18 protein-coding genes and 1 riboswitch are annotated in these 24,044 nt (G+C 71.7%); of the genes, 9 read left to right on the forward strand and 9 right to left on the reverse strand.

From position 1 onward, the window contains the following. Positions 1–41: 41 nt before the first annotated feature. Positions 42–1,748 (forward strand): M23 family metallopeptidase, encoded by a 1,707-nt coding sequence (locus KM933_RS01200; protein ID WP_221347835.1) that lies wholly within the window; start codon positions 42–44, stop codon positions 1,746–1,748. 86 nt (positions 1,749–1,834) lie between these two features. On the opposite strand, the gene pcrA is transcribed toward KM933_RS01200, so the two are convergent. After that, the gene (gene pcrA, locus KM933_RS01205) at positions 1,835–4,396 is read right to left on the reverse strand and encodes a DNA helicase PcrA (protein WP_221347836.1); all 2,562 of its coding nucleotides are present in this window, start codon (positions 4,394–4,396) and stop codon (positions 1,835–1,837) included. A gap of 305 nt (positions 4,397–4,701) precedes the next feature. Beyond that, a riboswitch (cyclic di-AMP (ydaO/yuaA leader) is annotated at positions 4,702–4,872 on the forward strand. Between the two features lie 7 nt (positions 4,873–4,879). Here pcrA and KM933_RS01210 point away from each other — a divergent pair. From KM933_RS01210 to KM933_RS01220, 3 genes are all read left to right on the forward strand, one after another. Continuing rightward, positions 4,880–6,049 (forward strand): C40 family peptidase, encoded by a 1,170-nt coding sequence (locus KM933_RS01210; protein WP_221347837.1) that lies wholly within the window; start codon positions 4,880–4,882, stop codon positions 6,047–6,049. A gap of 164 nt (positions 6,050–6,213) precedes the next feature. Continuing rightward, positions 6,214–6,831 (forward strand): TetR/AcrR family transcriptional regulator, encoded by a 618-nt coding sequence (locus KM933_RS01215; RefSeq protein WP_430727259.1) that lies wholly within the window; start codon positions 6,214–6,216, stop codon positions 6,829–6,831. 332 nt (positions 6,832–7,163) lie between these two features. After that, complete coding sequence (locus KM933_RS01220) at positions 7,164–8,222, forward strand: C40 family peptidase (RefSeq protein WP_221347838.1); 1,059 nt, start codon at positions 7,164–7,166, stop codon at positions 8,220–8,222. A 142-nt stretch (positions 8,223–8,364) separates the two neighbouring features. Here KM933_RS01220 and KM933_RS01225 read toward each other — a convergent pair whose 3' ends face one another. After that, positions 8,365–9,114, reverse strand: a complete 750-nt coding sequence (locus KM933_RS01225; RefSeq protein WP_221347839.1) for a LuxR C-terminal-related transcriptional regulator — start codon at positions 9,112–9,114, stop codon at positions 8,365–8,367. Next, complete coding sequence (locus KM933_RS01230; RefSeq protein WP_221347840.1) at positions 9,111–10,394, reverse strand: ATP-binding protein; 1,284 nt, start codon at positions 10,392–10,394, stop codon at positions 9,111–9,113. The genes KM933_RS01225 and KM933_RS01230 overlap by 4 nt, the downstream gene beginning before the upstream one ends. A gap of 212 nt (positions 10,395–10,606) precedes the next feature. On the opposite strand from KM933_RS01230, the gene KM933_RS01235 reads away from it, so the two are divergent. Then, entirely contained in the window at positions 10,607–12,082 is a 1,476-nt protein-coding gene (locus KM933_RS01235; protein WP_221347841.1) for a PspC domain-containing protein, read from the forward strand. Continuing rightward, positions 12,069–12,305: a hypothetical protein gene (locus KM933_RS01240; protein WP_221347842.1), complete on the forward strand. Its 237-nt coding sequence runs from the start codon at positions 12,069–12,071 to the stop codon at positions 12,303–12,305. The genes KM933_RS01235 and KM933_RS01240 overlap by 14 nt, the downstream gene beginning before the upstream one ends. A 315-nt stretch (positions 12,306–12,620) precedes the next feature. On the opposite strand, the gene KM933_RS01245 is transcribed toward KM933_RS01240, so the two are convergent. The 4 genes from KM933_RS01245 to KM933_RS01265 form a co-directional block, all read right to left on the reverse strand. Further along, entirely contained in the window at positions 12,621–14,021 is a 1,401-nt protein-coding gene (locus KM933_RS01245; RefSeq protein ID WP_221347843.1) for an aldehyde dehydrogenase family protein, read from the reverse strand. Between the two features lie 3 nt (positions 14,022–14,024). After that, on the reverse strand, positions 14,025–16,499 hold the full coding sequence (locus KM933_RS40175) for an aminotransferase class III-fold pyridoxal phosphate-dependent enzyme (RefSeq protein ID WP_308013198.1): 2,475 nt from the start codon (positions 16,497–16,499) through the stop codon (positions 14,025–14,027). Positions 16,500–16,761: 262 nt separating this feature from the next. After that, on the reverse strand, positions 16,762–17,277 hold the full coding sequence (locus KM933_RS01260) for a DoxX family protein (protein ID WP_221347844.1): 516 nt from the start codon (positions 17,275–17,277) through the stop codon (positions 16,762–16,764). A 193-nt stretch (positions 17,278–17,470) separates the two neighbouring features. Beyond that, positions 17,471–18,772 (reverse strand): hypothetical protein, encoded by a 1,302-nt coding sequence (locus tag KM933_RS01265; protein ID WP_221347845.1) that lies wholly within the window; start codon positions 18,770–18,772, stop codon positions 17,471–17,473. Between the two features lie 313 nt (positions 18,773–19,085). On the opposite strand from KM933_RS01265, the gene KM933_RS01270 reads away from it, so the two are divergent. After that, positions 19,086–20,045 carry a DUF4429 domain-containing protein gene (locus tag KM933_RS01270; protein WP_221347846.1) on the forward strand — a complete coding sequence of 320 codons (960 nt, stop codon included), beginning with the start codon at positions 19,086–19,088 and terminating at the stop codon, positions 20,043–20,045. 16 nt (positions 20,046–20,061) lie between these two features. Here the strand turns inward: KM933_RS01270 and KM933_RS01275 are convergent, their stop codons facing one another. Then, a complete protein-coding gene (locus KM933_RS01275) occupies positions 20,062–20,856 on the reverse strand; it encodes a class II aldolase/adducin family protein (protein WP_221347847.1) in 795 nt (264 codons plus the stop codon). Between the two features lie 268 nt (positions 20,857–21,124). On the opposite strand from KM933_RS01275, the gene KM933_RS01280 reads away from it, so the two are divergent. Both KM933_RS01280 and KM933_RS01285 read left to right on the forward strand, forming a co-directional pair. Next, positions 21,125–21,727, forward strand: a complete 603-nt coding sequence (locus tag KM933_RS01280; RefSeq protein ID WP_221347848.1) for a hypothetical protein — start codon at positions 21,125–21,127, stop codon at positions 21,725–21,727. A gap of 29 nt (positions 21,728–21,756) precedes the next feature. Further along, complete coding sequence (locus tag KM933_RS01285) at positions 21,757–22,239, forward strand: pyridoxamine 5'-phosphate oxidase family protein (RefSeq protein WP_221347849.1); 483 nt, start codon at positions 21,757–21,759, stop codon at positions 22,237–22,239. 91 nt (positions 22,240–22,330) lie between these two features. Here KM933_RS01285 and guaA read toward each other — a convergent pair whose 3' ends face one another. Beyond that, complete coding sequence (gene guaA / locus KM933_RS01290; RefSeq protein ID WP_221347850.1) at positions 22,331–23,911, reverse strand: glutamine-hydrolyzing GMP synthase; 1,581 nt, start codon at positions 23,909–23,911, stop codon at positions 22,331–22,333. Between the last annotated feature and the right edge of the window lie 133 nt (positions 23,912–24,044).

A 24,044-nucleotide genomic window follows, 5' to 3' on the forward strand; every position in this document is an offset into this window, starting at 1 on the left:
CTGCTCTACCAGCCCCTGTCGTCGAGGCGAAAGAGAAGTTGGTGAACGACCGTCACCCGTCGGGGACTCTGATTCCCCCGGCTCCGGCCCCTGAGGCCGCCTCGGCGCATCACGCGTCCCATGGCGGACAGGCGCCCCAGTACGGCGACTTCACCATGTACGACGGGTACCCCGCCACCGGTTTTGAAACGGCCACGACCGATTCGTACGGAACGACGACCGATTACGACACGACGGGCACCTACGTGACGAGCACGTTCGCCACCGACCCGCTCTTCGGCAATCTGCCCGGCAACGGAAGCGGAACCGACGGAAGCGGCGGCACGACGGGTTCGTACGACGCCGCGACCGGAGCCACTTCCGGCGGTGACTGGGTGGATTCCACCGGCAGTCACCGGACGGATCACCGGACGCTGAACCACGATCCGTACGCGGCCCAGCACCACGCCGCCTACGAGACCGGCAGCTACGACACGAGCGGTGTCTGGCCGGACGCCGGTTACCAGCAGCTCAGTGAACTCCCGGCGCAGGCCGCGCACCCCGACGGCACCGGGCAGTGGGACGCCGACGCCTGGCGTCAGGCCGACCAGGCCGACCCCACCCAGCAGTGGACGGCACAGACCTTCGAGACGGGCACGTTCGACGCCACCGCGTGGAACTCGGACGGTGGCGAGCACCACCAGGCGCAGACCCGGACCCAGACCCGGCTCCACCCCCAGCAGCACCCGCAGCCGCAGGCCGAGTACGAGTCGTACGACCAGCAGGCGACCAGCACGTTCGAGCAGGTTCCCTTCGAGGAACAGGCCACCGCACACGGCGAGTTCGGCTACGTGGACGATGCCGACACCGATACCGGTGACATCGCCGAAGCGGACACCGAGACGCACGCCCACACCCAGGCCCACTCCCACGCTCACGACGAGCCCGTGCTGCTCGACGGTGTCGAGGAGATCACTCCCGTCGCCCCCGGCTCCCGTGCCGCGTCCCGCGCGGCGGGGCGTGCCGCTTCGCGGTCGCGCCGCCGCTCCGCGCCCAAGCGTTCCGCACTGCTGACCATCGCCGTGCCGTCGGCGTGCGTGATGGGCGTCGCCGGTATCGCCGCCGCGTCCGTGACCGGTGGCGAGAGCGGTGACGAGGTCCGCACGACAGCCGCCGCGCCCGACGCGGGGACCGTGCAGCCGGCGGTCGCGAACAACAAGCTGGACACCCAGCTCGAGAACCTCTCCGCGGACGCGGACGACTTCGCCGACCGGGCGAGCCGTACGCAGGAACGTATCGATCTGAAGGCGCAGCAGGCCGCCGAGAAGCAGAAGGCGCTGGCGGACGCGGCCCGCAAGGAGCGGTTGCGTCCGAAGTTCGCCCTGCCCGTCCTGCAGCACGGGCTCAGCGCCCAGTACGGCCAGGCCGGCGTCAACTGGATGTCCGTGCACACCGGTATCGACTTCCCGGTCTCGTACGGCACGACGGTGATGGCCGCGACCGACGGGACCGTCCGTACGCAGTGGAACAGCGCCTACGGGAACATGATCGTCGTGACGGCCAAGGACGGCACGGAGACCTGGTACTGCCACCTCTCCACGTACAAGGTCGCCTCGGGGGCCGTCGTGAAGGCCGGCGACCCGATCGCCTACTCCGGCAACTCCGGCAACTCCACCGGCCCGCACCTCCACTTCGAGGTGCGCCCCGGCGGCGGTTTGGCGATCGACCCGCTCTCGTGGCTGCGCAGCCACGGTGTGGACCCCTCGTAGCCGACCGCCCCCCTCCGCGAAGTCGACGTCCCCCTCTGCATCTGTCTACAACTGTCTGCAACAGATGCAGACAGCTGCAGATCCGTCTACAACTTCTCGACCGGTGCGTACCGCAGCAGCAGGCGCTTCGGCTTCTCTCCGCCGAAGTCGACCGTCGCCTCGGAGGTGGCCCCCGTGCCCTTCACACCGACCACCGTGCCGAGGCCGAACTGATCGTGGGTGACCCGGTCACCGACCGCCAGTGACACCACCGGCTTCTCCGCGGAGCCGCGCCGCGTCGCGAACCCGGACGCGCCCGAGGCCGCCGAGCGGGAGCGGGTGGAGGACAGGGACGCCGCCACACCGGCGGCGGGACCGGAGGCCACGGCCCCCATGGATCCCCTGCGCTTCCAGTCCAGGTGCGCTTCCGGGATCTCCTCCAGGAAACGGGACGGCGGGTTGTACGAAGGCTGCCCCCACGCGCTGCGCATCGACGACCGCGTCAGGTACAGCCGCTCCCGCGCGCGCGTGATGCCGACGTACGCGAGCCGCCGCTCCTCCTCCAGCTCCTTGGTCTGGCCGAGGGCGCGCATGTGCGGGAAGACGCCGTCCTCCATGCCGGTCAGGAAGACGACCGGGAATTCGAGGCCCTTGGCGGTGTGCAGGGTCATCAGCGTGATGACGCCGGAGCCGTCCTCGTCCTCGTCGGGGATCTGGTCGGAGTCGGCGACCAGGGCCACCCGCTCCAGGAAGGCCGCGAGCCCGACGGGCGTCCCGCCGCCGCCCTCGTCGCCCTCGCCCTCGCCGCCGTCGCCCTCGCCGCCGGCCTCCTCCTGCTCGAACTCCAGGGCCACCGAGGCGAGCTCCTGGAGGTTCTCGATGCGGGTCTCGTCCTGCGGGTCGGTGGAGTTCTGCAACTCGGCGAGGTAGCCGGTGCGTTCGAGGATCGCCTGTACGACGGTCGCCGGGCCCGCGCCGGACTCGACGATCGTACGGAGGTCCTCCATCAGCGTGTTGAACCGCTTGACGGCGTTGGTCGAGCGGGCCGCCATGCCGTACGCCTCGTCGACGCGGCGCAGCGCCTGCGGAAAACTGATCCTCTCGCGCTGCGCGAGCGCGTCGATCATCGCCTCGGCGCGGTCGCCGATGCCGCGCTTGGGCACGTTCAGGATGCGGCGCAGCGGTACGGAGTCCTCGGGGTTCGCGAGCACCCGCAGGTACGCGAGGACGTCCCGGACCTCCTTGCGCTCGTAGAAGCGGACGCCGCCGACGACCTTGTAGGGCAGACCGACCCGGATGAAGACTTCCTCGAAGACACGGGACTGGGCGTTCGTACGGTAGAAGACGGCGACGTCGCCGGCCTTCGCGTCGCCCGCGTCGGTGAGGCGGTCGATCTCGTCGGCGACGAACTGCGCCTCGTCGTGCTCGGTGTCGGCGACGTAACCCGTGATGCGCGCGCCCGCGCCCGCGTTGGTCCACAGGTTCTTGGGGCGGCGCGACTCGTTGCGCTCGATGACCGCGTTGGCGGCGGTCAGAATGGTCTGCGTGGAGCGGTAGTTCTGCTCCAGCAGGATCGTCGTCGCGTTCGGGTAGTCCTCCTCGAACTGGAGGATGTTGCGGATCGTCGCGCCGCGGAAGGCGTAGATCGACTGGTCCGCGTCACCGACGACGCAGAGCTCGGCGGGCGGCAGGTCACCCTCTCCCGGCGGCACGTCCCCCGGTACGCCCCCGGGGTGCGCGGCGGGGTCCGCCGCCGGGTCCGCGGCGGTGCCGACGAGTTCCCGGACGAGGGAGTACTGCGCGTGGTTCGTGTCCTGGTACTCGTCGACGAGGACGTGGCGGAAGCGGCGGCGGTAGTGCTCGGCGACGTCGGGGAAGGCGCGCAGGAGGTTGACCGTCGTCATGATCAGGTCGTCGAAGTCCAGCGCGTTCGCCTCGCGCAGCCGCGACTGGTACATCGCGTAGGCCTGGGCGAGGGTCTTCTCGAAACCGTCGGCGGCCTGGGCCGCGAAGTCCTCCTCGTCGATCAGCTCGTTCTTCAGGTTCGAGATCTTGGCGCTGAAGGACTTCGGCGGGAAGCGCTTGGGGTCGAGGTCCAGATCGCGGCAGACCAGGGCCATGAGGCGCTTGCTGTCGGCGGCGTCGTAGATCGAGAAGGACGACGTGAAGCCGAGCTTCCTGCTCTCGCGGCGCAGGATCCGCACGCAGGCGCTGTGGAAGGTCATCACCCACATCGCGTTGGCCCGCGGGCCGACGAGCTGCTCGACGCGCTCCTTCATCTCGCCCGCGGCCTTGTTCGTGAAGGTGATCGCGAGGATCTGGCCGGGATGCACCCCGCGCTCGCCCAGCAGGTGGGCGATCCGGTGCGTGAGCACACGGGTCTTGCCGGAACCGGCGCCGGCCACGATGAGCAGCGGCGATCCGTGGTGGACCACCGCCGCGCGCTGGTTCTCGTTCAGCCCGTCCAGGAGCGCCGCCGGGTCCACGGGCGGCCGGGGGGCGCCGTCGCGGTAGTGGCTGTCCCTGCTCGCGGGCGCGTCGAACCGCCCGCCGAACAGATCGTCCGGAACCGGGTCCGGCGCGTCGTCCTCGGGCGGCGGGGGCTCTTCCTCGGGGGCCCGCGGGGGCCCGAGGTCCGCCAGGAAACTGTCATCAAAGAGGCTGCTCATCGCCCTCCGAGTCTAGGCGCCCGCACCGACACCCCGCGGCCGCCCGGGGAACTCCGCCGGAATCCGTCCCCCTCTCCGGATCGGCCCCTCACTCACGACCACGACTCGGGTACGCGCTGTCACCATGACATCCCACTCCGGACAATTCGGTCACATCACGCACAAATGACGCCGCCGAACAGCCCTCGAAACCCAGGTCACGAAAATGTATCGGGCATATCGCACATCAAACTTCACAAGAGCCACACGAATTGGCTAACTTTCGAGTAGCCCGCTCGACCCGCACCGGCGAACAACGCCGGGCCGAGCGGACTCCGCCGAATCCTGCGTGCCCCCGTGGCCGCCGGAACCGGGGACCCACCGATCCTGGGGTGAATCGGCCCGACTCCCTCGCGGGACCAGGGCCGTAGGGCAAACCTTCCGAAGCACCCGCCCGAACCCGACAGCTAACCCGGTAGGCGGATGACGGAAGGAGACGCCTTCGTGGCGCCACACCGCAAGTCGCGGTCCTCGGGTTCCAGGGGATTGCGGACGCCGGCTCTCGCCACCGCGGCCCTGACCTCGGTGGCCCTGCTCTCCCAGACGGCGGAGGCCGCACCCGCCCCGGAGTCCACGCCGAGCACGGACGAAGTCCGGAAGAAGATCGAAGACTTCTACCAGCAGGCGGGTACGGCCACCGAGAAGTACGACGCGGCCAGGGAGAGGACGGACAGGCAGCGCAAGCGCGTCGGCACCCTCCTGGACGATGTGGCGAAGCGCACGGAGAAGCTGAGCAGCGCCCGCGGGGCGCTCGGAGCCTTCGCCTCCGCGCAGTACCGCGCGGGAGCCTCCGCCCCCGACACCGCCGCCCTGCTCCTCGCGGACAACGCGCAGGACTACTTCGACCAGACCCAGCTGATGAACCGGCTGATGGACCGGCTGACCGCCCGCCAGAAGCAGGCCGTCGACGACCACGCGACGCAGCGTGCCGCCGAGACGAGGAAGCGGCAGGAGGCACCCGAGGGCCTGGAGACGCCCACCACGACGCAGGACACGCTGAAGACGTCCAAGCGGGACGTGCAGCGCAAGCTCGCCGAGGCACGCGCTCTGCTCTCGAAGCTGACCGCCGAGGAGCAGGCCCGGCTCGCCGCAATCGAGCGGGAGAAGCAGCAGGAGGCCCTGCGCACGGCGGACGAGCCGGCACGGCGGCAGGCGGCGGCACAGCCCCGGCGGAGCACGGACACCGCCGTCGGCACGGTCACCGCCACAGGGGGCGTGCCGGGCTCCGACCCCGCCACCGTCGCCACTGCTGCTGCCACTGCCACCGCGAAGGCGGCCAAGGCGCTCGCTTTCGCCCGCGCCCAGATCGGCAGGCCGTACGTCTGGGGTGCGAGCGGCCCCGGTTCGTACGACTGCTCCGGGCTCACCCTGGCCGCCTGGAAGGCCGCCGGGGTCACCCTTCCGCGGACGACATGGGACCAGGCCGGAGCCGGCACGACGGTCCCGGTGGACAGCGCCCAGCCCGGTGATCTCGTCTTCTTCCACGACGACATCAGCCACGTCGGCATCTACATCGGCGACGGCATGATGATCCACGCGCCCAGGCCGGGTGCGTACGTCCACGAGGAGTCGATCTACTACATGCCGGTCCACAGCGTGGTGCGGCCCGCCTAGAACACCGCTCGTGACACGGCTCTGCCGTCCTCGCGACACGGCTCTGCCATCATGGACAATCGGAACTCCGTTCCATTTTGCAGGCCCTAAGGTGTCGTCCCGGTGGTGACACGTCGGGCGACGAGCCGGGCGGCGGCAAGCCCGATGACGGCGGAGGCAGTGGCGTGACGAACGACAGCGTGCACGAGGGCGTGAACGACGGCGGCCGTGACACGGCGCCCGCGGCGCAGTCCAAGCGCAAGGACGCCCGGCGGAACAAGGAGACGTTGCTCGACGCGGCCGCCGCGGTCTTCGTCACGTCGGGCGTGGAAGCGCCGGTACGTGACATCGCGGCCAGGGCGGGCGTCGGTCTGGGCACGATCTACCGGCACTTCCCGACGCGGGCCGATCTGGTCATCGCCGTCTACCGGCACCAGGTCGACGCCTGCGCCGAGGCAGGCCCGGCCCTGCTGGCGACCGCCCCGACGCCGCACGCCGCCCTGCGGCAGTGGGTCGACCTCTTCGTCGACTTCCTGGTCACCAAGCACGGGCTCGCGGCCGCGCTGCAGACCGACAACGCCGGCTTCGAGACGTTGCACGCCTACTTCCTCGACCGTCTCCTGCCGGTGTGCACCCAGCTCCTCGACGCCGCCACCGCCTCCGGCGAGATCTGCTCCGACCTCAGCGCCTACCAGCTCATGCGCGGCGTCGGCAATCTCTGCATCGGCGCCGACAGCGACGCCCGGTACGACGCCCGCCGCATGGTCGAGCTCCTCGTGGCGGGACTGCGCCAACCACGCTGACCCCCGCCCCTCCCGCGGCCCATAGCACTGCCCGGCCTCTCGTTCCCCCGCAACCCGGGCATCGGTCGCTCCACCACGCCAGGTCGGTGGCGCCGCGCCCGGATCACGGTCGCACCCGGTCGCTCCATGGACGGATGCCATCATTTCCGTACATGGCGTTACCGTCGGCGCAGCGTCAGGTCTAGCGTCCTTCCCCAGGTGACCGGCTCCCCACCACATCCGCCCGGGCCAGGGGCGGCGGTCGGCACCTCCGCCAGAAAGGTCCGGCGGCGGTCCGCTCCCCCTGTGCGGGCCGCCGCCGGACGTGCAACCGGAAGGAACGTGGATCGCACGTGGCAGCGCACCGCAAGCCCGGACGGCGTTCGCTCGGCCGCGGTACGGCCCGCACCGCCCTCACCGTCGCGCTCGCCGGCGCGGCGAGTGCGACAGGCTTGGCCGGGACGGGGGTCGCCGCGCCCGACCCGACGGCGGCGCGGGTGCGGGCCGAGGCCGACAGGCTGTACCGGGAGGCGGAGGTCGCCACCGAGAAGTACAACGGGGCCGAGGAGAGGTCCACGAAGGCGGCCGATCGGATCGACACCCTCCAGGACCGGACCGCGCGCGGCACGGAACGGCTCAACTCCGAACGGGAGGCACTCGGTTCGCTGGCGACCGCCCAGTACCGGGACGGAGGTGTCGACCCCTCGCTGGGGCTGCTGCTGTCCGCGGACCCCGATCAGTACCTGGACGGGGCCGCGTTCGCCGAGCGGGCGGGCAGCAGGCAGGCCGCGACGGTGTCGCGTGTACGCAACCGGCTGCGGGAGATCGAGCAGTTGCGCGGCGCCGCGCGCGTCGAACTGGCCACGCTCAGGGAGCGGCAGGCGGACCTGAAGCGGCACAGGAGGACGGTCACCGGGAAGCTGGACGAGGCACGCCGGCTGCTGTCGCGGCTGCCGGACGAGGACCGGGCCCACACCGGCGCGGATGACCCGGACACCGCCCGCGCCTCGCGCTCCACCGCCCCACGCGCTCTCGTGGCGGGCTCCCCCGTGACGGCCCCCTCCTCCCGTGCGGCGATCGCGGTCTCGTACGCCTACAGGAAGCTGGGCAGCCCGTACGTATGGGGCGCCACCGGTCCCGACGCCTTCGACTGCTCGGGACTGACACAGGCCGCGTACCGCGCCGCGGGCGTCTCGCTGCCCCGTACGACGTACGCGCAGATCGACGCGGGCCGACGCGTCGCACGGTCCGAACTCCGCCCCGGCGAGCTGGTGTTCTTCTACTCGGGCATCAGTCATGTGGGCCTGTACGTGGGCAACGGCCGGATGATCCACGCCCCCAATTCGTCGGCTTCGGTCCGGGTGGCCCCGATCGGCGAGATGCCGTTCGCGGGAGCGACGCGGGTGGCGTGAGCGGGAGCTTCACGCACTGCGTTTGGTCGCGGATCGCGGATCGCGGGTCGCAGGTCCCGGGTCACGGGTCACGGATGTGCGCCGCGCCGGGCGAGGACCTGCCGAGCCGTCACACCGGTCGCCCTGCCGTCCTGCCGTCCGGTCACACCAGCCTGCGTGCCGTCGCCCATCTCGTCAGCTCGTGCCTGTTGGACAGCTGCAGTTTGCGCAGAACCGCCGAGACGTGGGACTCGACCGTCTTGACGGAGATGAAGAGCTGCTTGGCGATCTCCTTGTACGCGTACCCGCGCGCGATGAGGCGCAGGACCTCGCGCTCACGCTGGGTCAGGCGGTCGAGGTCCTCGTCGACGGGCGGGGCGTCGGTCGAGGCGAAGGCGTCGAGGACGAAGCCGGCCAGGCGGGGGGAGAAGACGGCGTCGCCGTCCTGGACCCGGAAGACGGAGTCGACGAGGTCCGTACCGGTGATCGTCTTCGTGACGTAGCCGCGGGCGCCGCCCCGGATCACACCGATCACGTCCTCCGCCGCGTCCGACACGGACAGTGCGAGGAACCGGACCGGCTGCTCGGCGTCTGCCATCAAAGGCGAGCAGCGGCGCAGCACTTCGACCCCGCCGCCGCCCGGCAGGTGCACGTCCAGGAGGACCACCTCGGGGCGGGTCGCCGTGATGACCGTGACCGCCTGGTCGACGTCCGCGGCCTCGCCGACCACTTCGACGCCGGTCCGCTCGGTCTGGCCGATCTCCGCCCGAACTCCCGTACGGAACATGCGGTGGTCGTCGACGAGCACCACGCGCACCCGCCGTCCGGGCCCGGCCCCCGTCGGGTCCCCGGCCCCGCCGGTGCCGGTCGCACCCGCTCCGGCCGCTCCGGTCGGTTCGCTCGCGTCGCTCATGTCTCCGCCCTCTCCATCTGCAGCTCGACCTCCGTGCCGCCGTCCGGTACCGCCCGCAGCCGGGCCGTACCGCCGTTGCGCTCCATGCGGCCGATGATCGATTCTCTGACGCCCATGCGGTCGGCGGGTATCGAGTCCAGGTCGAAGCCGGGGCCCCGGTCCCGGACCGACACGAAGACGGTCCTCCCCTCGACCTCGGCGAAGACCTGCACCGCGCCGCCCTCGCCACCGTACTTGGCCGCGTTCACCATGGCTTCCCTCGCGGCCTGCATCTGGGCGCCGGTCCTGTCGTCGAGCGGGCAGTCACCGACGACCACGACCTCTATGGGGACCCCGTGCTTGTCCTCGACCTCCGCCGCGTTGCGCTTGACGGCCTCGGCGAGGGTGTCGGGCTCCTCCGCCTCGTCCTTGCCGGTGCCCTCCGGCTTGTAGAGCCAGTTGCGCAGATCGCGCTCCTGGGCGCGGGCGAGGCGTCGGACCTCGCTCGCGTTCTCCGCGTTGCGCTGTATCAGCGTCAGTGTGTGCAGCACCGAGTCGTGGACGTGTGCGGCGACCTCGGCCCGCTCCTGCGCGCGGATGCGCATCAGGCGTTCCTCGGAGAGGTCCTGGGTCATCCGCACCAGATAGGGACCGGCCAGCAGCGCTATCCCGACGAGGACGGCGAGCGCGGCCTGCAGGACCGAACCGAGGTGGGCGGCGGAGCCCTGCAGCACGAATATCCCCGAGACGCCCGCGGCGACGAGCAGCACCCCGGCCGCGGAGCGGAACAGCGTGATCGTGCGCTTGCGGCGGCCGACCTCCATCCAGCGGGCCCGTCGCGCGTTGTCCGCCTGCCGCCAGACCAGCGCCACGCCCGCACCGACGAGGACGGTGGGCCAGAGGTACGCCTTGGCGCCACTGCTCAGATCGACGTTCCCCACGAAGATCATGGCCACGACGACCATCGCGAGCAGCGCGACGATCTGCCCCTTGTCGGGCTTGCGGGCCACCAGTCTGCGGCGGCCGTCCGGGGCGGTCTCGGTGGCGAGCGCGGGAGGCCGCTCGGCGTCCACGCCCCCGACGCCGAGCGGGACGAAGAACCAGAACGACGCGTACAGCAACGCCCCCAGGCCGTCCGCCATGAACAGGCCCGCGAAGACCAGCCGCACCCAGGTCACGGGCAGGCCGAGATGCCCTGCGAGCCCCCGCGCCACTCCCCCGAGCCAGCGTCCGTCGCTGCTGCGGTAGAGCTTGCGCGGAGGCCGCGGGTCCTCGACGGTCAGAGTGGCGGCGTCCGGCATGCCATCGATATTCACACGCGCGGCGCCGCCGGGCATCAGGGTCGGCCCCCGAGACTCCCCTGATCTTCACGGCCGGTCCTTGCGCCCCGGTCCTCGCGCCTCCGAGTCCGGTCCTCGCGTCCGGCATGAGGGTCGGCTCCGGGATCGAATTCAGGGTTCGGCCAGGGTCGTTCCGACTGCCGCCGGGGCCCCGCGGCCGTCACCATGGACGCATGAGCGATCAGCAGCACGCCGCGACGGGTGCGGCGCCCGGTCCGGGCGCCGCACCGCGGGACTCCGTGCCCGCGACCGGTGCCCGGACGCCGGCGGGCGGGGAACCGCGCACACCGGGACCGACCGGCGCGTCCGGGGAGCCGCCAGCGCCCGGGGAGCCGTCGGCGCCCGAGGTGCCGCGCGGATTCCGGCGCGACCGGCGGCAAAAGATGCTGGGTGGTATCTGCGCAGGACTCGGGCGGCAGTGCGACATGGACCCGGTGATCTTCCGGATCGTGCTCGCGGTGCTCTCGGCGACGGGCGGCCTCGGCCTCATCTTCTACGGCTTCGCCTGGCTCTTCGTCCCGTACGACGAGGAGGAGGAGAACGAGGTGCGCAAGCTCCTCACCGGCCGCGTCGACGGCCAGGCCCTGGCGGGCGTGCTGTTCGCCCTGGTGGGCTGCGGCGTCTTCCTCTCCATGCTGAACAACGGCGGCGTGCTGACCTTCGCGGCGACGCTCTCGCTGCTCCTCGCGGGCGCAGGCTACTGGTCGCGGCAGCGCGGCACCGACGTCCCCGACCCGCTCCCCCGCTCCCGGCCGCGGTCGAGCCGGGGGAACCCCATCGCCGTGCAGGCCGTCGCGGACGCCCCGCCGGAGGCGCAGGCGCCCCCCGTGCCCACCGCCTTCCCCTCCTGGTGGCGCGAGCCCATCGTCAAGGACGGGACGTATGTGGGGGGCACCGGTTATCTGTGGGGCCCCAGGAGCACACGGGACCGCGACATCGCGGCTGCGGTCACCATCGCGCGCGGCGGTGGCACCGGAGCAGGCCGGGACATACGGACGCGGGAGACCAGGTCGCGCGGCCCCCGCGGGATCGGCGGCCGGGTGTTCTCGCTCGCCCTCGTCGTGGGCGTGCTCGGTACGAGGCTGACCTGGGACGACCACACGCTCGGCACCAGCCTGCAGACCGGCCTGGCCTGTGCGCTCGTCGTCCTGGGGCTGGGCATGGCGGTCAGCGCGTTCCTCGGGCGTACGGGAGCGGGATCGGTCTTCCTCGCCATCGTCACGGCGGGCCTGCTGGTGTGCGCGACGGTCCTGCCGAAGGACATCGGCACCCGCTGGGAGCGTACGGACTGGATACCGGGCACGGCGGCCGCCGTGCGGGAGCAGTACGACCTCGGCGCGGGCGTTGGCACGCTCGACCTCAGCCGGCTCGACCTCGGCAGGAGACAGACCGTGACGACCAACGCCGAGGTGGGTCTGGGACAGCTCAAGGTGATCGTGCCGAGGGACGCGACGGTGAAACTGCTCGTCGAAGTGGGAGTCGGCGACGTCCAGTTGCCGGGCGACGACAAACAGGACGTGGACGTGGCTCCGGGCAAGCGCAAGGAACTGACCCTCGTGCCCGTGAAGGGCAGCAGGAACGGCGGCACGCTCGACCTCACACTTGAGGTCGGCGTAGGACAGGCGGAGGTCACCCGTGCTACGTCATGAATTCCAGCCCGGCCGGCTCGTCGGGGGCTTCTTCATCGCCCTGACGGGTGCCGTCTACGCCGGCGATGCGGGCGGCCTGTGGGAGACCCCGTGGTTCGCGGTGGTCCCGCTCGTCGTCGGGGGCCTGTGCGGGGCCGCCGTGGCGGGCGGTCTGGCCCGCGGGATACGCCGCCACCGCCGCCGCGAGGCGCCTGCGCGGGAGAGCACGGGCGCCCCGGGCTAGGCCCTGTCGTCAAGGCCGTTCGGTTCGCGGTCGGGTGGGACCGTCGAAGGGCTGGAGGGGCTGGAAGGGCTGGAAGGGTCGGAGGCGCGAGGGCGTCGATGCCGGTGGTGGCTTTGCGGCCGGTCGGGGCGATGCGGGGCCCCGGGCCGGTATCCGGGGACGGCTCGTTCGACGATCCGGATGCCCACCCTCGGACGAGCGACGCCGTCACACCGTCGAGGCCGCCACACCATCAAACCGTCGACGCCCCACACCGTCACACCATCGACACCGCCACGCTGCCGACGCCGTCACGCCGTCACGCCGTCGACGCCGTCACGCCGTCGATGCCGCCAACCCCCTCGGCGCCCCGTTCGTGAACGTCTTGCTCCGCATCAGGAACTCCCCGAGGTAGCCGTCCGCCGGCAGGCCGGGGACCAGTACGTCGGTCCGGTGGTCCCCGACATGGAGGTTCCGGATGGCCGGGGCGTCGAGCAGACGGCCGATCAGCTCCTGATCCGAGGTGAGAGCGGTGAGCACGAGCGTGTCGCGCAACGGGGCCAGTCCGTCGGCCCGGCTCCACGGCGCGACCCATACGCAGGGGAACGGCATCTCCAGGCGCGCCTGCGGTGCGTCGGCGCGGTCCAGCTGGAACACCGCCGGGCGCAGCACCGCCGAGCCGTCGCCGAGTTCGGCGACGATCGTGTCACCGCCGAGCCAGCCCCTGGCACCGTCGGCCGCGGCGTGCACGAACTTCTCCAGGTGCCGTGCGGTGTCCACCCGGCAGACCGGCAGCACCGCCCCGTCGTCCTGCGGCGGCAGCGAGGGAAGACCGGCCAGCCTCCCGGCGATGGCCTCGGCCACCGGCGCCGGGTCCCCTTCGACGAAGACGGCCGTGGTGTTCACGCACGCCGCGCCGGCCTGCCGGGCGACCGAGTCGACGATCGTGTCGAGATGCCGGGTGCCGTCGGTGTCCGAGGTGATCAGGATCTTGGCGCGGCCCGGCCCGTGCGGCAGTACGGTCGTCCTGCCCCGGTACCTGTCCACCACGTCGTCACCGCCGTAGACCATGGCCAGGTCGGCGCCCTCGACCAGGATGTCGGCGACGCCGTGGTCGGTGGGCAGCAGCACGACCCGGTCCGTGCCGAACCCGGCCTCGTGCAGGGCGGTGACCAGCCGGTGGGCGCTCAGCGGCTCGCGTCGCGAGGGCCGTACCGCGACCCGGTAGCCGAGCGCCAGCGCCTGTGCCCACTGCCCGTGGAGTCCGGGGTGGTTGCCGGCGGTGAGCGCGGCGAGCACATCGCCGCGCCTGATCCACACCGCGTTGCCGGTGCCGTGCGGCGCGTCGCGGCTGCCGCGCGGCCGGGCCTGGCCGGCGAAGCCGTACGCGCCGGCCAGGTCGGCCCCGGTGACCCCGGTGGCCTCCCGCACCAGGGAGACGGGCAGGCCGCTGACCCGGGCGACGGCGTGCTGGTACCGCTCGACGGACAGGCCGCCGAGGGTGGCGGTGGCGAACAGCCGGCCGGCCTCGGCCAGGGCGGCCGTCCGCTCGTCCGGCGGCAGCGTCCCCGCCCGCCGCAGCGCCGCCAGGGAGCGGCGGGCGTACAGCCGCGGCACCATGCTCAGCTCCACGGCCGCCCGGCCGGTGACGTCGGGGACGACCTCCCGCTCTTGCGTCCGGTAGGGCCCGTCGGGGCCGAGGGCGTCGAGGTGGATCCGTTCCGGAGAACCGGACATCGTCTAGTACACCCCCTCGACGACCTTGGTGCCGCCGAACGTCACGACCGGCTTGATGTCGGCTACCGCATCGCCCGTCAGGCCCGCGGCGGGCGCCAGTCGGATCGCGGTGTCCCGTTCCAGGTTGTTGGGTATCAGCATGCTGCGACTCAGATGGTTCATGATCACCTGGCCGCGCTCGCCGTAGGGCACCGTCCGCCCGGTGTCCGGGTCGACGACCCTCATGCTGATGAACGGGTACGGCGGGTCGAAGGTGGACGGTTCGTCGTCGGTGAGCCCCTCCCGCTCGTACATCCCGGCGCCGACCATGGTGCTGCCGTAGAAGCCGAGCAGCCGGGTCTCGGGGAACACCTGGTGACGGAAGAGACCGCGGGTGTCGAGGTCCATCGAGGCGCCGCCCCAGATGATGGTGCGGACCTTCCGGCCGATGAGCTCGGCCAGTTCCTCCTGGTCGGCCAGGGCCTCCAGCAGCGGCGGCGTGGTGAAGACGACGCCGACGTCCTGGCTGCGCAGAATCTCCCCGACCTGGTCGAGCACGTGCTCCAGGTATCGCTTCGCGTCCTCGTGCCTGCCCTGCGCGGCGCACTTCTTGGCCCACCGCGGATCGAGGTCCACGGTGAACGGGACACCGCCGCGGCGGTGCGCCAGCGCCCGGCCCATGGGGGTGAACATGTGCGGTCCGCTCGGGCCGATCATCAGCCAGTTCACCCCGCGGGCGACACCGCGGGCGTCCAGGACCCCGGAGTGCCACGAGGTCAATTGTTCGTGCAGATCGGGCAGCCAGACAATGCGTTTGGGCGCACCGGTCGTCCCACCGCTCTCGTAGATGTCCAGTGGAATGCGTTCGTCTCCGTATCCGCGGGGGATCAGGTCTTCCACACGGACATCACGCAATTCGTCGACGACGTTCGGGAAAAGTGCCAGATCGGCTTCGGTGCGGATGTCCTTGCGCGGATCGAAATCCAGCCTTTTGGCTCGCTCCAGCCAGAAACGGGAACCGGTTTTCGGGTGGAAATGCCATTCCATGGTGGCGGCGAGCAGTTCCGGCATCGACGGCGGCAGTTCCCACGGCGCGTCGAGCACCGGCGACTGGACCGACGACTGGACAGACGACGGAGAGGCCGTCGGCACGGCCGCCCCCTTCCGGGACCCGGCGGTGTACTCGGTGAGCACCTCGGTCACGGCCGCCGCCACCCGGTCCGCCTCCTCGCGGCTCATCACCAGCGGCGGACTGATCAGTACGGTGTTCGGGTTGTTGCGGATGATGATCCCGTGGCGCTCCCGGACCAGGGGCGGCACCCGGTCGGCCGACAGCGGCTTCCCGGTGTCCGGGTCCTGTGTCAGCTCGATACCGATCATGAGGCCGACCTGCCGTACCTGTCCGACGCCGGGCAGTTCCTCCAGCCGGCGCAGCCGGTCGCCGAGGTGGCCGCCGATCTCGACGGCGGCCCCGAGCAGGTTCTCCCGCTCCAGGATGTCGAGGTTGGCCAGCGCCACCGCGCAGCCGGTCGCGTGCCCGCCGTAGGTGTACCCGCCGACGAATCCCTCGTCACGGGCGAGGACGTCGGCCACGTGGTCGGCCACCAGCAGCGCGCCCATCGGGAAGTAGCCCGAGGTCAGCCCCTTGGCGGTGACGATGAAGTCGGGCGTGACGCCCATCCGCCCGGCGGCGAACCAGTGCCCGGTCCTGCCGAACGCGGTGATGACCTCGTCGAGGATGAGCAGGATCCCGTGCTCCGCCAGGAGTGCGCACACCCGCGGCCAGTAGTCGGCGGGCGGTTCGATCACACCGGCCACGCCGAGGACGGGCTCGCCGATCATGACCGCGATCCGGTCCGCGCCGATCTCGTGGATCGTCTCCCGCAGTTCCCGCAGGCAGAACTCGGTCGGGTCCTCTCCCCCGTACAGCTCCGGGTGGAAGGGCATCGGCGGGGTCAGGTGCCGGACATGGGGCAGCATGGGACCGAAGCCCTGGTGGAACATGGGCAGACCGGTCGCCGCGGCGCCGCCGTAGGAGACTCCGTGGTAGCCGAAGTTGCGGGCGAGGACCCAGGTGCGCTCCGGCTCGCCCCGCCGGTGGTGGTAGAGCCGGGCCATCCGCAGCGCGGCGTCGACCGCTTCCCCGCCGCCGCTGGTGAAGTACACCCGCTCCATCGGGGCGGGTGCCAGGCCGACGAGGCGGTCGGCGAGTTCGATCGAGGGTGCGTTGCTGAACTCGTGGAAGCTGCTGTAGTACTCCAGTTTCCCCATCTGTCCGGCCGCGATCTCGGCGAGTTCGCGCCGTCCGTGCCCGACGTGCCCGAGCAGGAGCCCGCCGGTGGCGTCCAGGTACTCGCGGCCGTGCGCATCGCGTAATCGGCAGCCGGCGCCCTCGACCATGATGACGCGGTCGGTGACGCCACCGGGCAGGTGCGGGTGAATCAGCCGGGACCGGTCTTTTTTCGCCAGGACTTCGGCGTCCTCCGGCAGTGTGTTCATTGCGCCCAGTGGCGTCATCGCATCCTCATATCGATAAGCGGTCGAAGGCTCTGTTCCAGATGTTCGACTGTTCGTCACGAGGATGCTAATGCAGGACGAAGAAGGGGGAAAAGCGTTCAAGTGGGCCATGCGTTCAAATGGGCCACGCGTTCAAGTGACCACCCGTGCGCCGTCGAATTCGGAAACGAATGGCTCCGCTTTCATGACCCACTTGTCCGACGGAAAACATGTTCCCGGCGGACACCATGATTCAAAGTGCCGCCTAAAGGTGTCGCCGCCGCTTCCTGAGCAGGGCGTCCACCGAGAACGTGGAGGCCCCGGCCAGCATGAGGGGTACCCAGCAGAAGAGGTAGGGGAGGTCGTTGCCGTAGTAGTACGGGTCCGCGGCCCAGCTCATCGTCAGCCAGAGGCTGAGGGAGATCAGGGCCCCGCCGAACGCGGCGAGGCGGGTCAGCAGGCCGATCAGGGCACCGATGCCCACCGCGAGTTCGCCCAGCGCCATGGCGTAGCCGAAGCCGACGGGGTTCTCGATGGACAGGTCGACGAGGGCGGGAACGGCCGAGGAGTCACGGACCGCACGCATCACGTCGCCGATCGAGCCCGCCCCGGCGTCGGACATGAACGCGCTGTCGGTGAGCTTGTCCAGCCCCGCGTAGATGAAGGTGACGCCGAGGAAGACGCGCAGCGGCAGCAGCGCGTACCGCGCGGCGGTGTCCCGCCAGTCCCCGCCGCCGTCCGCCTGTCCGGAACGGGTGTCCATCCGCATGCCGTGAGCCACAGCCTCCGCCACCTCTCAACCGTCGAACGGTTCACCTCTCAACAAGACCACACGTACGACGGCGTGTCCCCCGTTCACAACGGGTTCGGCCCCCTTCGACCTCCCTCGGTCCCCTCCAGGCCCGGCGGGCGGTCGCGACGGACGATCCCGGCGGGCGGTCCCGGCGGACGATCCCGGCAGGCGGGGCGGGAAGTCAGTCCGTCACGTCGATCTCCACCCGGTTCGTCTCCACGCCCGCCGCCGTGACGACCTGCACCTCCACCCGGCCGGGCTCCACGTCCGCCGGGACCGGCACCGTGAGCACCGCGTCGGACGGGTTGCTGAACCCGCCGGGCACGGGAACCAGCGGCACGTGCACGTGCACCGCGCCGATCCGCACCATCATCCGCGACAGACGGTCCGCACCCTGCGCGCCGGGCGGCACGAACCCGGCCCCCCGGATCTCGATGTCGTCGCCGGTCCGGATGGGCGCGTCCAGGTCCCCGGCCTCGCGCGCCCGCACGACCGAGAGGATCACCGGCCGCCCGCCCTCCGCGTACTTCGCGGCGACGTACGTGGCGGCCGACACCAGTACCACCACCGCGAGCCCCCACGGCAGGTCCGGCAGCTGCTCCGGCCGCCGGGCCAGCCGTACCGCCGCGAACACCAGCGCGACGGCGCCCAGCACCGCGTACTGCGTGTCCGCGAAGCTCCCGCGCCCGGAGTCGTCGGTCAGCAGGTCGGCCGCCCGGGGCCGGTCGGCGCGCACCTTCTGCAGCCGCTGCCCGAGGACCCGCAGCCCCACCACCCGCCGCACCAGGACGGCGATGGCGCACACGACGGCGAGGACGGTCACGATACCGGCGCCGCGGGCGAGTTCGAGTCCCGCGATGAGGGAGTCCCGCTCGGCGTGGGAGGACGCCCCGGCGAGCCGGCCCGCCAGCACCAGGACCGCGTAGACGACGAAGAGGATCCAGGCGGCGGCCACCACCCGGGAGGTGGAGAGGCGGTTGTCCTCGCCGATGACCGGTGCCAGCACCCCGCCCCGCGCCCGGTGGAACCACGACGCGGCGGTCAGCAGCCCGCCCACGACGACCGCCGCGAGCAGGCCCGCCGTACGCGCGGACGTCCAGCCCGCCCCGATCGCGGTGAGCGCCTGCACCAGCAGCAGGACCGCCACGAGTCCCCACACGGCCAGGACGGTCCGCCGCCAGACGAGGCCGAGCCAGACGTCCCCCTCGGCCCGTCCGCGCTCGGCGACGAGGTCGGCGGACTGGGTCAGCGCGTCCGACACCCACTGCCGGGAGGCCCCGGCCGAGTGCGCGACCGCGGCGGGCAGTCCGTGCCCCGACGCCAGTTCGTCCCGCTTGGAGAGGAACGCGGCGACGGCGCGCCGGTGTCCCTCCCGCGCCCCGTGCGGACAGTCCCCGCAGGTGCAACCGCCCTCGTGCCCGCCCCGCCGGTCCGCCCGGCCGGCGTCGCGCCCCGCGCCCTGTCCAGCCTCCTGCACCGCCACGCCCGTTGCCGCCTTCCGCACCGCTTCGTCGAATATCCACCGGCTGCCCGTCGACCGCCCGCCAACCGCCCGCGAACTGCCCGCCAATTGCCCGCCAATTGCCCGTCGAACGCCGCCGACCGCCCATCGGCCGTACGCCCGCCCGTCGCACACCCGCCCACCGCACGTCTGCCCACCGCACGTCTGCGCGGCAGCACAACTGCCTTGTGACGACAGCGCATTGTGCCGTACCGCGCACCCCCGCGTCCGTCAGGTCCGGTCGGCGCGGGTGAACCCTCCGCCCCCGTGTTGACCCGGCTGCGAGAATTTCCGTATGGCCGAGATCATCCAGCGTGACGGGACCTGGGCCTTCGACGGCAGCACGGTCCGGATCACCCCGGGACTGCACCGTTCCGTGTCGCTGTTCCGGCAGACGTACGGGGAGATCGCCGTGCCCCTGGAAGCGGTGGCGGGCGTCGTCCACGCACCCGAACGCAAGCGCGGCCGGCTGCGCCTGAGGCTGCGCGAGGGCTCCGACCCGCTCCTCCAGGCGACCGGGGGCCGGCTGCCCGACGCGGCGGACCCGTACCGGCTGTCCGTGGCCGTCGACCGTTCCGGAGCGGCCGAGTACGTCGCCGAGGAGATCCGCCATGCCCTGCTCCTCGAACAGATCCCCGAGGAACCGGCCGGGGCGTACCTCCTGCCCGGTCCGCCCGTGCCGGTCTCGGTGCGCTCCAGCGACGGCACGGTCTCCTTCGACGGCACCCGGATCCGTATCGACTGGAGCGACATCTCGGACCGGGTGAAGCGCGCGACGGGACCGCGCATCATCGGCCTGGCGGATCTCGCGCGGGTGGAGTGGCTGCCCGGCTCCGGTTCCGAGGACGGGTTCCTGCGGTTCGTGACGCACGGATCGGTGTTCTCCGGACTGCCACCGGAGAAGGACCCGTTCGCCCTCGACCTGTGGGGCAACGCGCGCCGCGACCTGCTCACGGGGCTCGTCGCCACCGCGGTCACGGCCCGCCTCCCGCACCCGTCCACGGCGCCCGTCGGGACCGGTGGGTACGCGCCGGACACCCCGGACACCCCGGACACCCCGGACGCGCCGGTCACCCCGGTCGCCCTCCCGGCCGTCCCGCGGGACTCCGTACCGCCCGTTCCGGCCCGGGCACCGGAGGACCTGCACGACGTACTCCTGCGCAGACTCCGGGAGTTGGGCGAACTGCACCGCGACGGCGTGCTCACCGACGAGGAGTTCGCGATGACGAAGGCGGCCGTGCTGCGCGATTTCTGAGCACGGCACGCCGGTGTCAGGACAGCAGGTCCGGTTCGCTGCGGCTGATGTCCTGCCACAGCGGCTGGTAGTTGATCCACGCCACCAGGTCCCCGCCGAGCTGCTCCCGCGTCGCGACCGCCTGCCGGTGGTCGATCGGCACCGGCCGCCCGGCCGCCCGCGCGGTCAGCTGCACCTGGCAGGACCGCTCCATCGACAGGAACCACCAGGCCGCCGCGTCCACCGAGTCGCCGACCGTCAGCAACCCGTGGTTGCGCAGCACGAGCGCCTTGGACGAGCCGAGCGCGGAGGCGATCCGCCGCCCCTCCTCGGCGTCCACGGCCACCCCCGAGTACGCGTCGTACAGCGCGTGGTCCTCGTAGAACGCACAGCTCTCCTGCGTGATCGGTTCGAGCAGCTCGCCGAGCGCGGACAGCGCGCGCCCGTGCACCGAGTGGCAGTGGGCGACCGCGACGACGTCGGGCCGGGCGGCGTGCACCTGCGCGTGCACGGTGAACGCCGCCTGGTTCACGTGGTAGCGGCCCTCCAGCACCTGCCCGTCCCCGTTGGCCATCACCAGGTCGCCGACGGTGACGTGCTTGAACGGCATACCGAACGGGTTGACCCAGAAACAGTCGCTGTACTCCGGGTCGCGCGCGGTGATGTGACCGGAGACCCCGTCCTCGAAACCGAGCCGCCCGAAGAGCCGCAGCGCGCCCGCGAGCCGTTCCTTGCGGTGCCGGCGCTCGTCGTCGAGCGACTCGTGCATGGGCGGCATGGCGAACCGCAGCCGGTCGGTGGGAAGCGGCAGGGGCGGCGTGGGGCCGTGCATATGTCCTCCAGCCCTGAGCAAAGGACTCCGTACGTGGTTACGGGCGGGAAGTTACCGGCGGTCAGCGCAGGAGAACAGACATGTAGGAGAAGAGAGTGCACAACCGTTGCAGTGGGTCGCCGGTCTGGCTGACCGGAGCCGACACATCCGTCGGGCAGCCGCGCCGACGCCCCTCGGAGGGACCCCCCGTGCACCGCCTTCCCCACACGCTGCACGGACCGCGCCGTGCGACCGCCTCCCCGCCCCCGCCCCTGCCCCCGTCGCGCCCGTGAAGAAGACCGAGCGCCGTATCGCGGCCATGCTCAGACAGGTGGCCACGCGTGACGTGGTCGTCCTGGACGACCCCGGCGGATCCCCACGCCGTCTCGCCGCACTCGCCTACGTCGCCGTGCAGTACGGCTTCCGGTACGACGGAGCGGACAGGCTCGGCCAGGCGCTCCGGGTCAGACTGGTCCGTGATCCCCGTCCCGAGGCCCGCGAACGCGGTACGGCGGCTCTCGGCCGGCTCGCCGCGGGCCGCGCCCCGGGCATGCGCCCCGGCACCCTGAGACCCCTGCCGGACGTGGCACCGGCGGTGGATCTGCTCAAGGCCCGCATCGAGTTCGACGCCCTGGACGACGACGGCCCCGACTGGCGCCGCACAGCCGTCCTCATGTCCGCCAGCGCGGCCCTGATGGCACTGCTGCTGATCCCCGTCGGCTGGCGGGCGTCGCTCGCCGCGGGCGCCGCGATGACCTCGGTGTGCACGCTCCTCCTGTGCCTGGAGGTGGTACGCAGGGACCGGCTCGCCCGGCGGCTGCGGTCGACGGGACCGGCCCTCGGCGGGCCCGTCCGCAGGGCCCGCCGAACCCTGCCGAAAAAGCGACACTAGATGTCGGGTATCGGCGTCAGACTCGCCGTATGACTCGTACGACGTCGAACTGGGCGGCCCTCGTCGCCGCGGAACCGGACCTCGCCAGGACCGTCGAGGAACGGTTCACGGCCTTCACGCACCACGTCGTGGCGACCCTCCGCAAGGACGGGTCGCCCCGCACCTCGGGCCTGGAGGTGCGTTTCCTGGACGGGGAGCTGTGGCTCGGCATGATGCCGGGCTCCGTCAAGGCCCTGGACCTGCGCCGGGACCCGCGTTTCGCCCTGCAGAGCAACCCTGGTCCGGGCACGGGGATGGACGGCGGCGACGTACGGATCGCGGGCCGTGCCGTCGAGGTCGACGATCCGGCGGAGCGGGCGCGGTACACCGAAGAGGTGGAACCGCCGGAGCCGTTCCACCTCTTCCGCACCGAACTGACGGAGGTCGTACGGACCCGCGTCGAGGACGACCGCTACCTGGTCGTCGAGATCTGGCAGCCCGGGGTGCCGGTGCGCACCTTCAGACGGACCTGAGCCCGGGGACGGCAGACCTGAGCCCCGGGTCCGCCGTCCCAGGGCCCGGGGACGGCGGACCCGGGTCCTGGGGACGTCCGGGGCCCGGCCGCTACTCCCACTCGATGGTGCCCGGCGGCTTCGACGTCACGTCGAGGACCACGCGGTTGACCTCCGCGACCTCGTTCGTGATGCGCGTGGAGATCTTCGCGAGGACGTCGTACGGCAGCCGCGACCAGTCGGCCGTCATCGCGTCCTCGGAGGAGACGGGCCGCAGCACGATCGGGTGGCCGTACGTACGGCCGTCGCCCTGGACCCCGACGGAGCGGACGTCGGCGAGCAGCACGACCGGGCACTGCCAGATGTCGCGGTCGAGGCCGGCGGCGGTCAGCTCCTCGCGGGCGATGGCGTCGGCCTCGCGGAGCAGGTCGAGCCGCTCCTTGGTGACCTCGCCGACGATCCGGATCCCGAGACCGGGACCCGGGAACGGCTGGCGCTGGACGATCTCCTCCGGCAGGCCGAGCTCCTGGCCGACCATCCGGACCTCGTCCTTGAAGAGCTGCCGCAGCGGTTCGATCAGCTGGAACTCGATGTCCTCGGGAAGTCCGCCGACGTTGTGGTGCGACTTGATGTTGGCCGTGCCCGTACCGCCACCGGACTCGACCACGTCGGGGTAGAGCGTGCCCTGGACGAGGAAGGCCACCTCCGGGCCCTCGTCCGCGATGATCTCCGCCTGGGCCTGCTCGAAGACCCGGATGAACTCGCGGCCGATGATCTTCCGCTTCTCCTCGGGGTCCGAGACGCCCTTGAGCGCGGTGAGGAAGCGCTCCTCCGCGTCCACGACCTTCAGCTGGACGCCGGTCGCGGCCACGAAGTCCTTCTCGACCTGCTCGGTCTCGCCCTTGCGCATCAGACCGTGGTCGACGTACACGCAGGTCAGCTGGGAGCCGATGGCCTTCTGCACGAGGGCCGCGGCGACCGCGGAGTCCACGCCGCCGGAGAGGCCGCAGATGGCACGCCTGTCGCCGACCTGCTCGCGGATCAGCGCGACCTGCTCCTCGATGACGTTGCCGGTGGTCCAGTCCGGGCTCAGGCCCGCGCCGCGGTACAGGAAGTGTTCGAGCACCTGCTGGCCGTGCGTGGAGTGCATGACCTCGGGGTGGTACTGGACCCCGTAGAGCTTCTTCTCGTCGTTCTCGAAGGCCGCGACCGGGACGACGTCCGAGGAGGCCGTCACCGAGAAGCCCTCGGGGGCCGCGCTGCAGGCGTCGCCGTGCGACATCCACACGGACTGCTCGTCGGGGGTGCCCTCGAACAGGGTCGAGCCGGACTTCGAGACGTGCAGCGGCGTACGGCCGTACTCGCGGGCGCCCGTGTTGTCGACCGTGCCGCCGAGGGTGGTCGCCATCAGCTGGAAGCCGTAGCACATGCCGAAGACGGGGACGCCGGCCTCGAAGATCGCGCGGTCGAGGCTGGGGGCGCCCTCCGCGTACACCGACGAGGGGCCGCCGGAGAGGATTATCGCCGCCGGGTTCTTGGCGAGGATCTCGTCGACCGGCATCGTGCTCGGAACGATCTCGCTGTAGACCCGGGCCTCGCGGACCCGGCGGGCAATGAGCTGGGCGTACTGCGCCCCGAAGTCGACGACCAGGACGGTGTCGGGGGCGGGGGCGACGGGGGACGCTTCTGGCACGGTCTGCCTTCCGGCGGTTCAACGGGCGGTGGTTCCGAGTCTAACGGGGGTGGCGGGGCGGGTGCCCGCGACGGGTTCCCGAGGCCCGCCACCGCACCGCCCATCGCCGCACCACCCGCCACCGCACCACCCA

The organism is Streptomyces beigongshangae (assembly GCF_019710745.1).
Lineage (GTDB): Bacteria > Actinomycetota > Actinomycetes > Streptomycetales > Streptomycetaceae > Streptomyces > Streptomyces beigongshangae.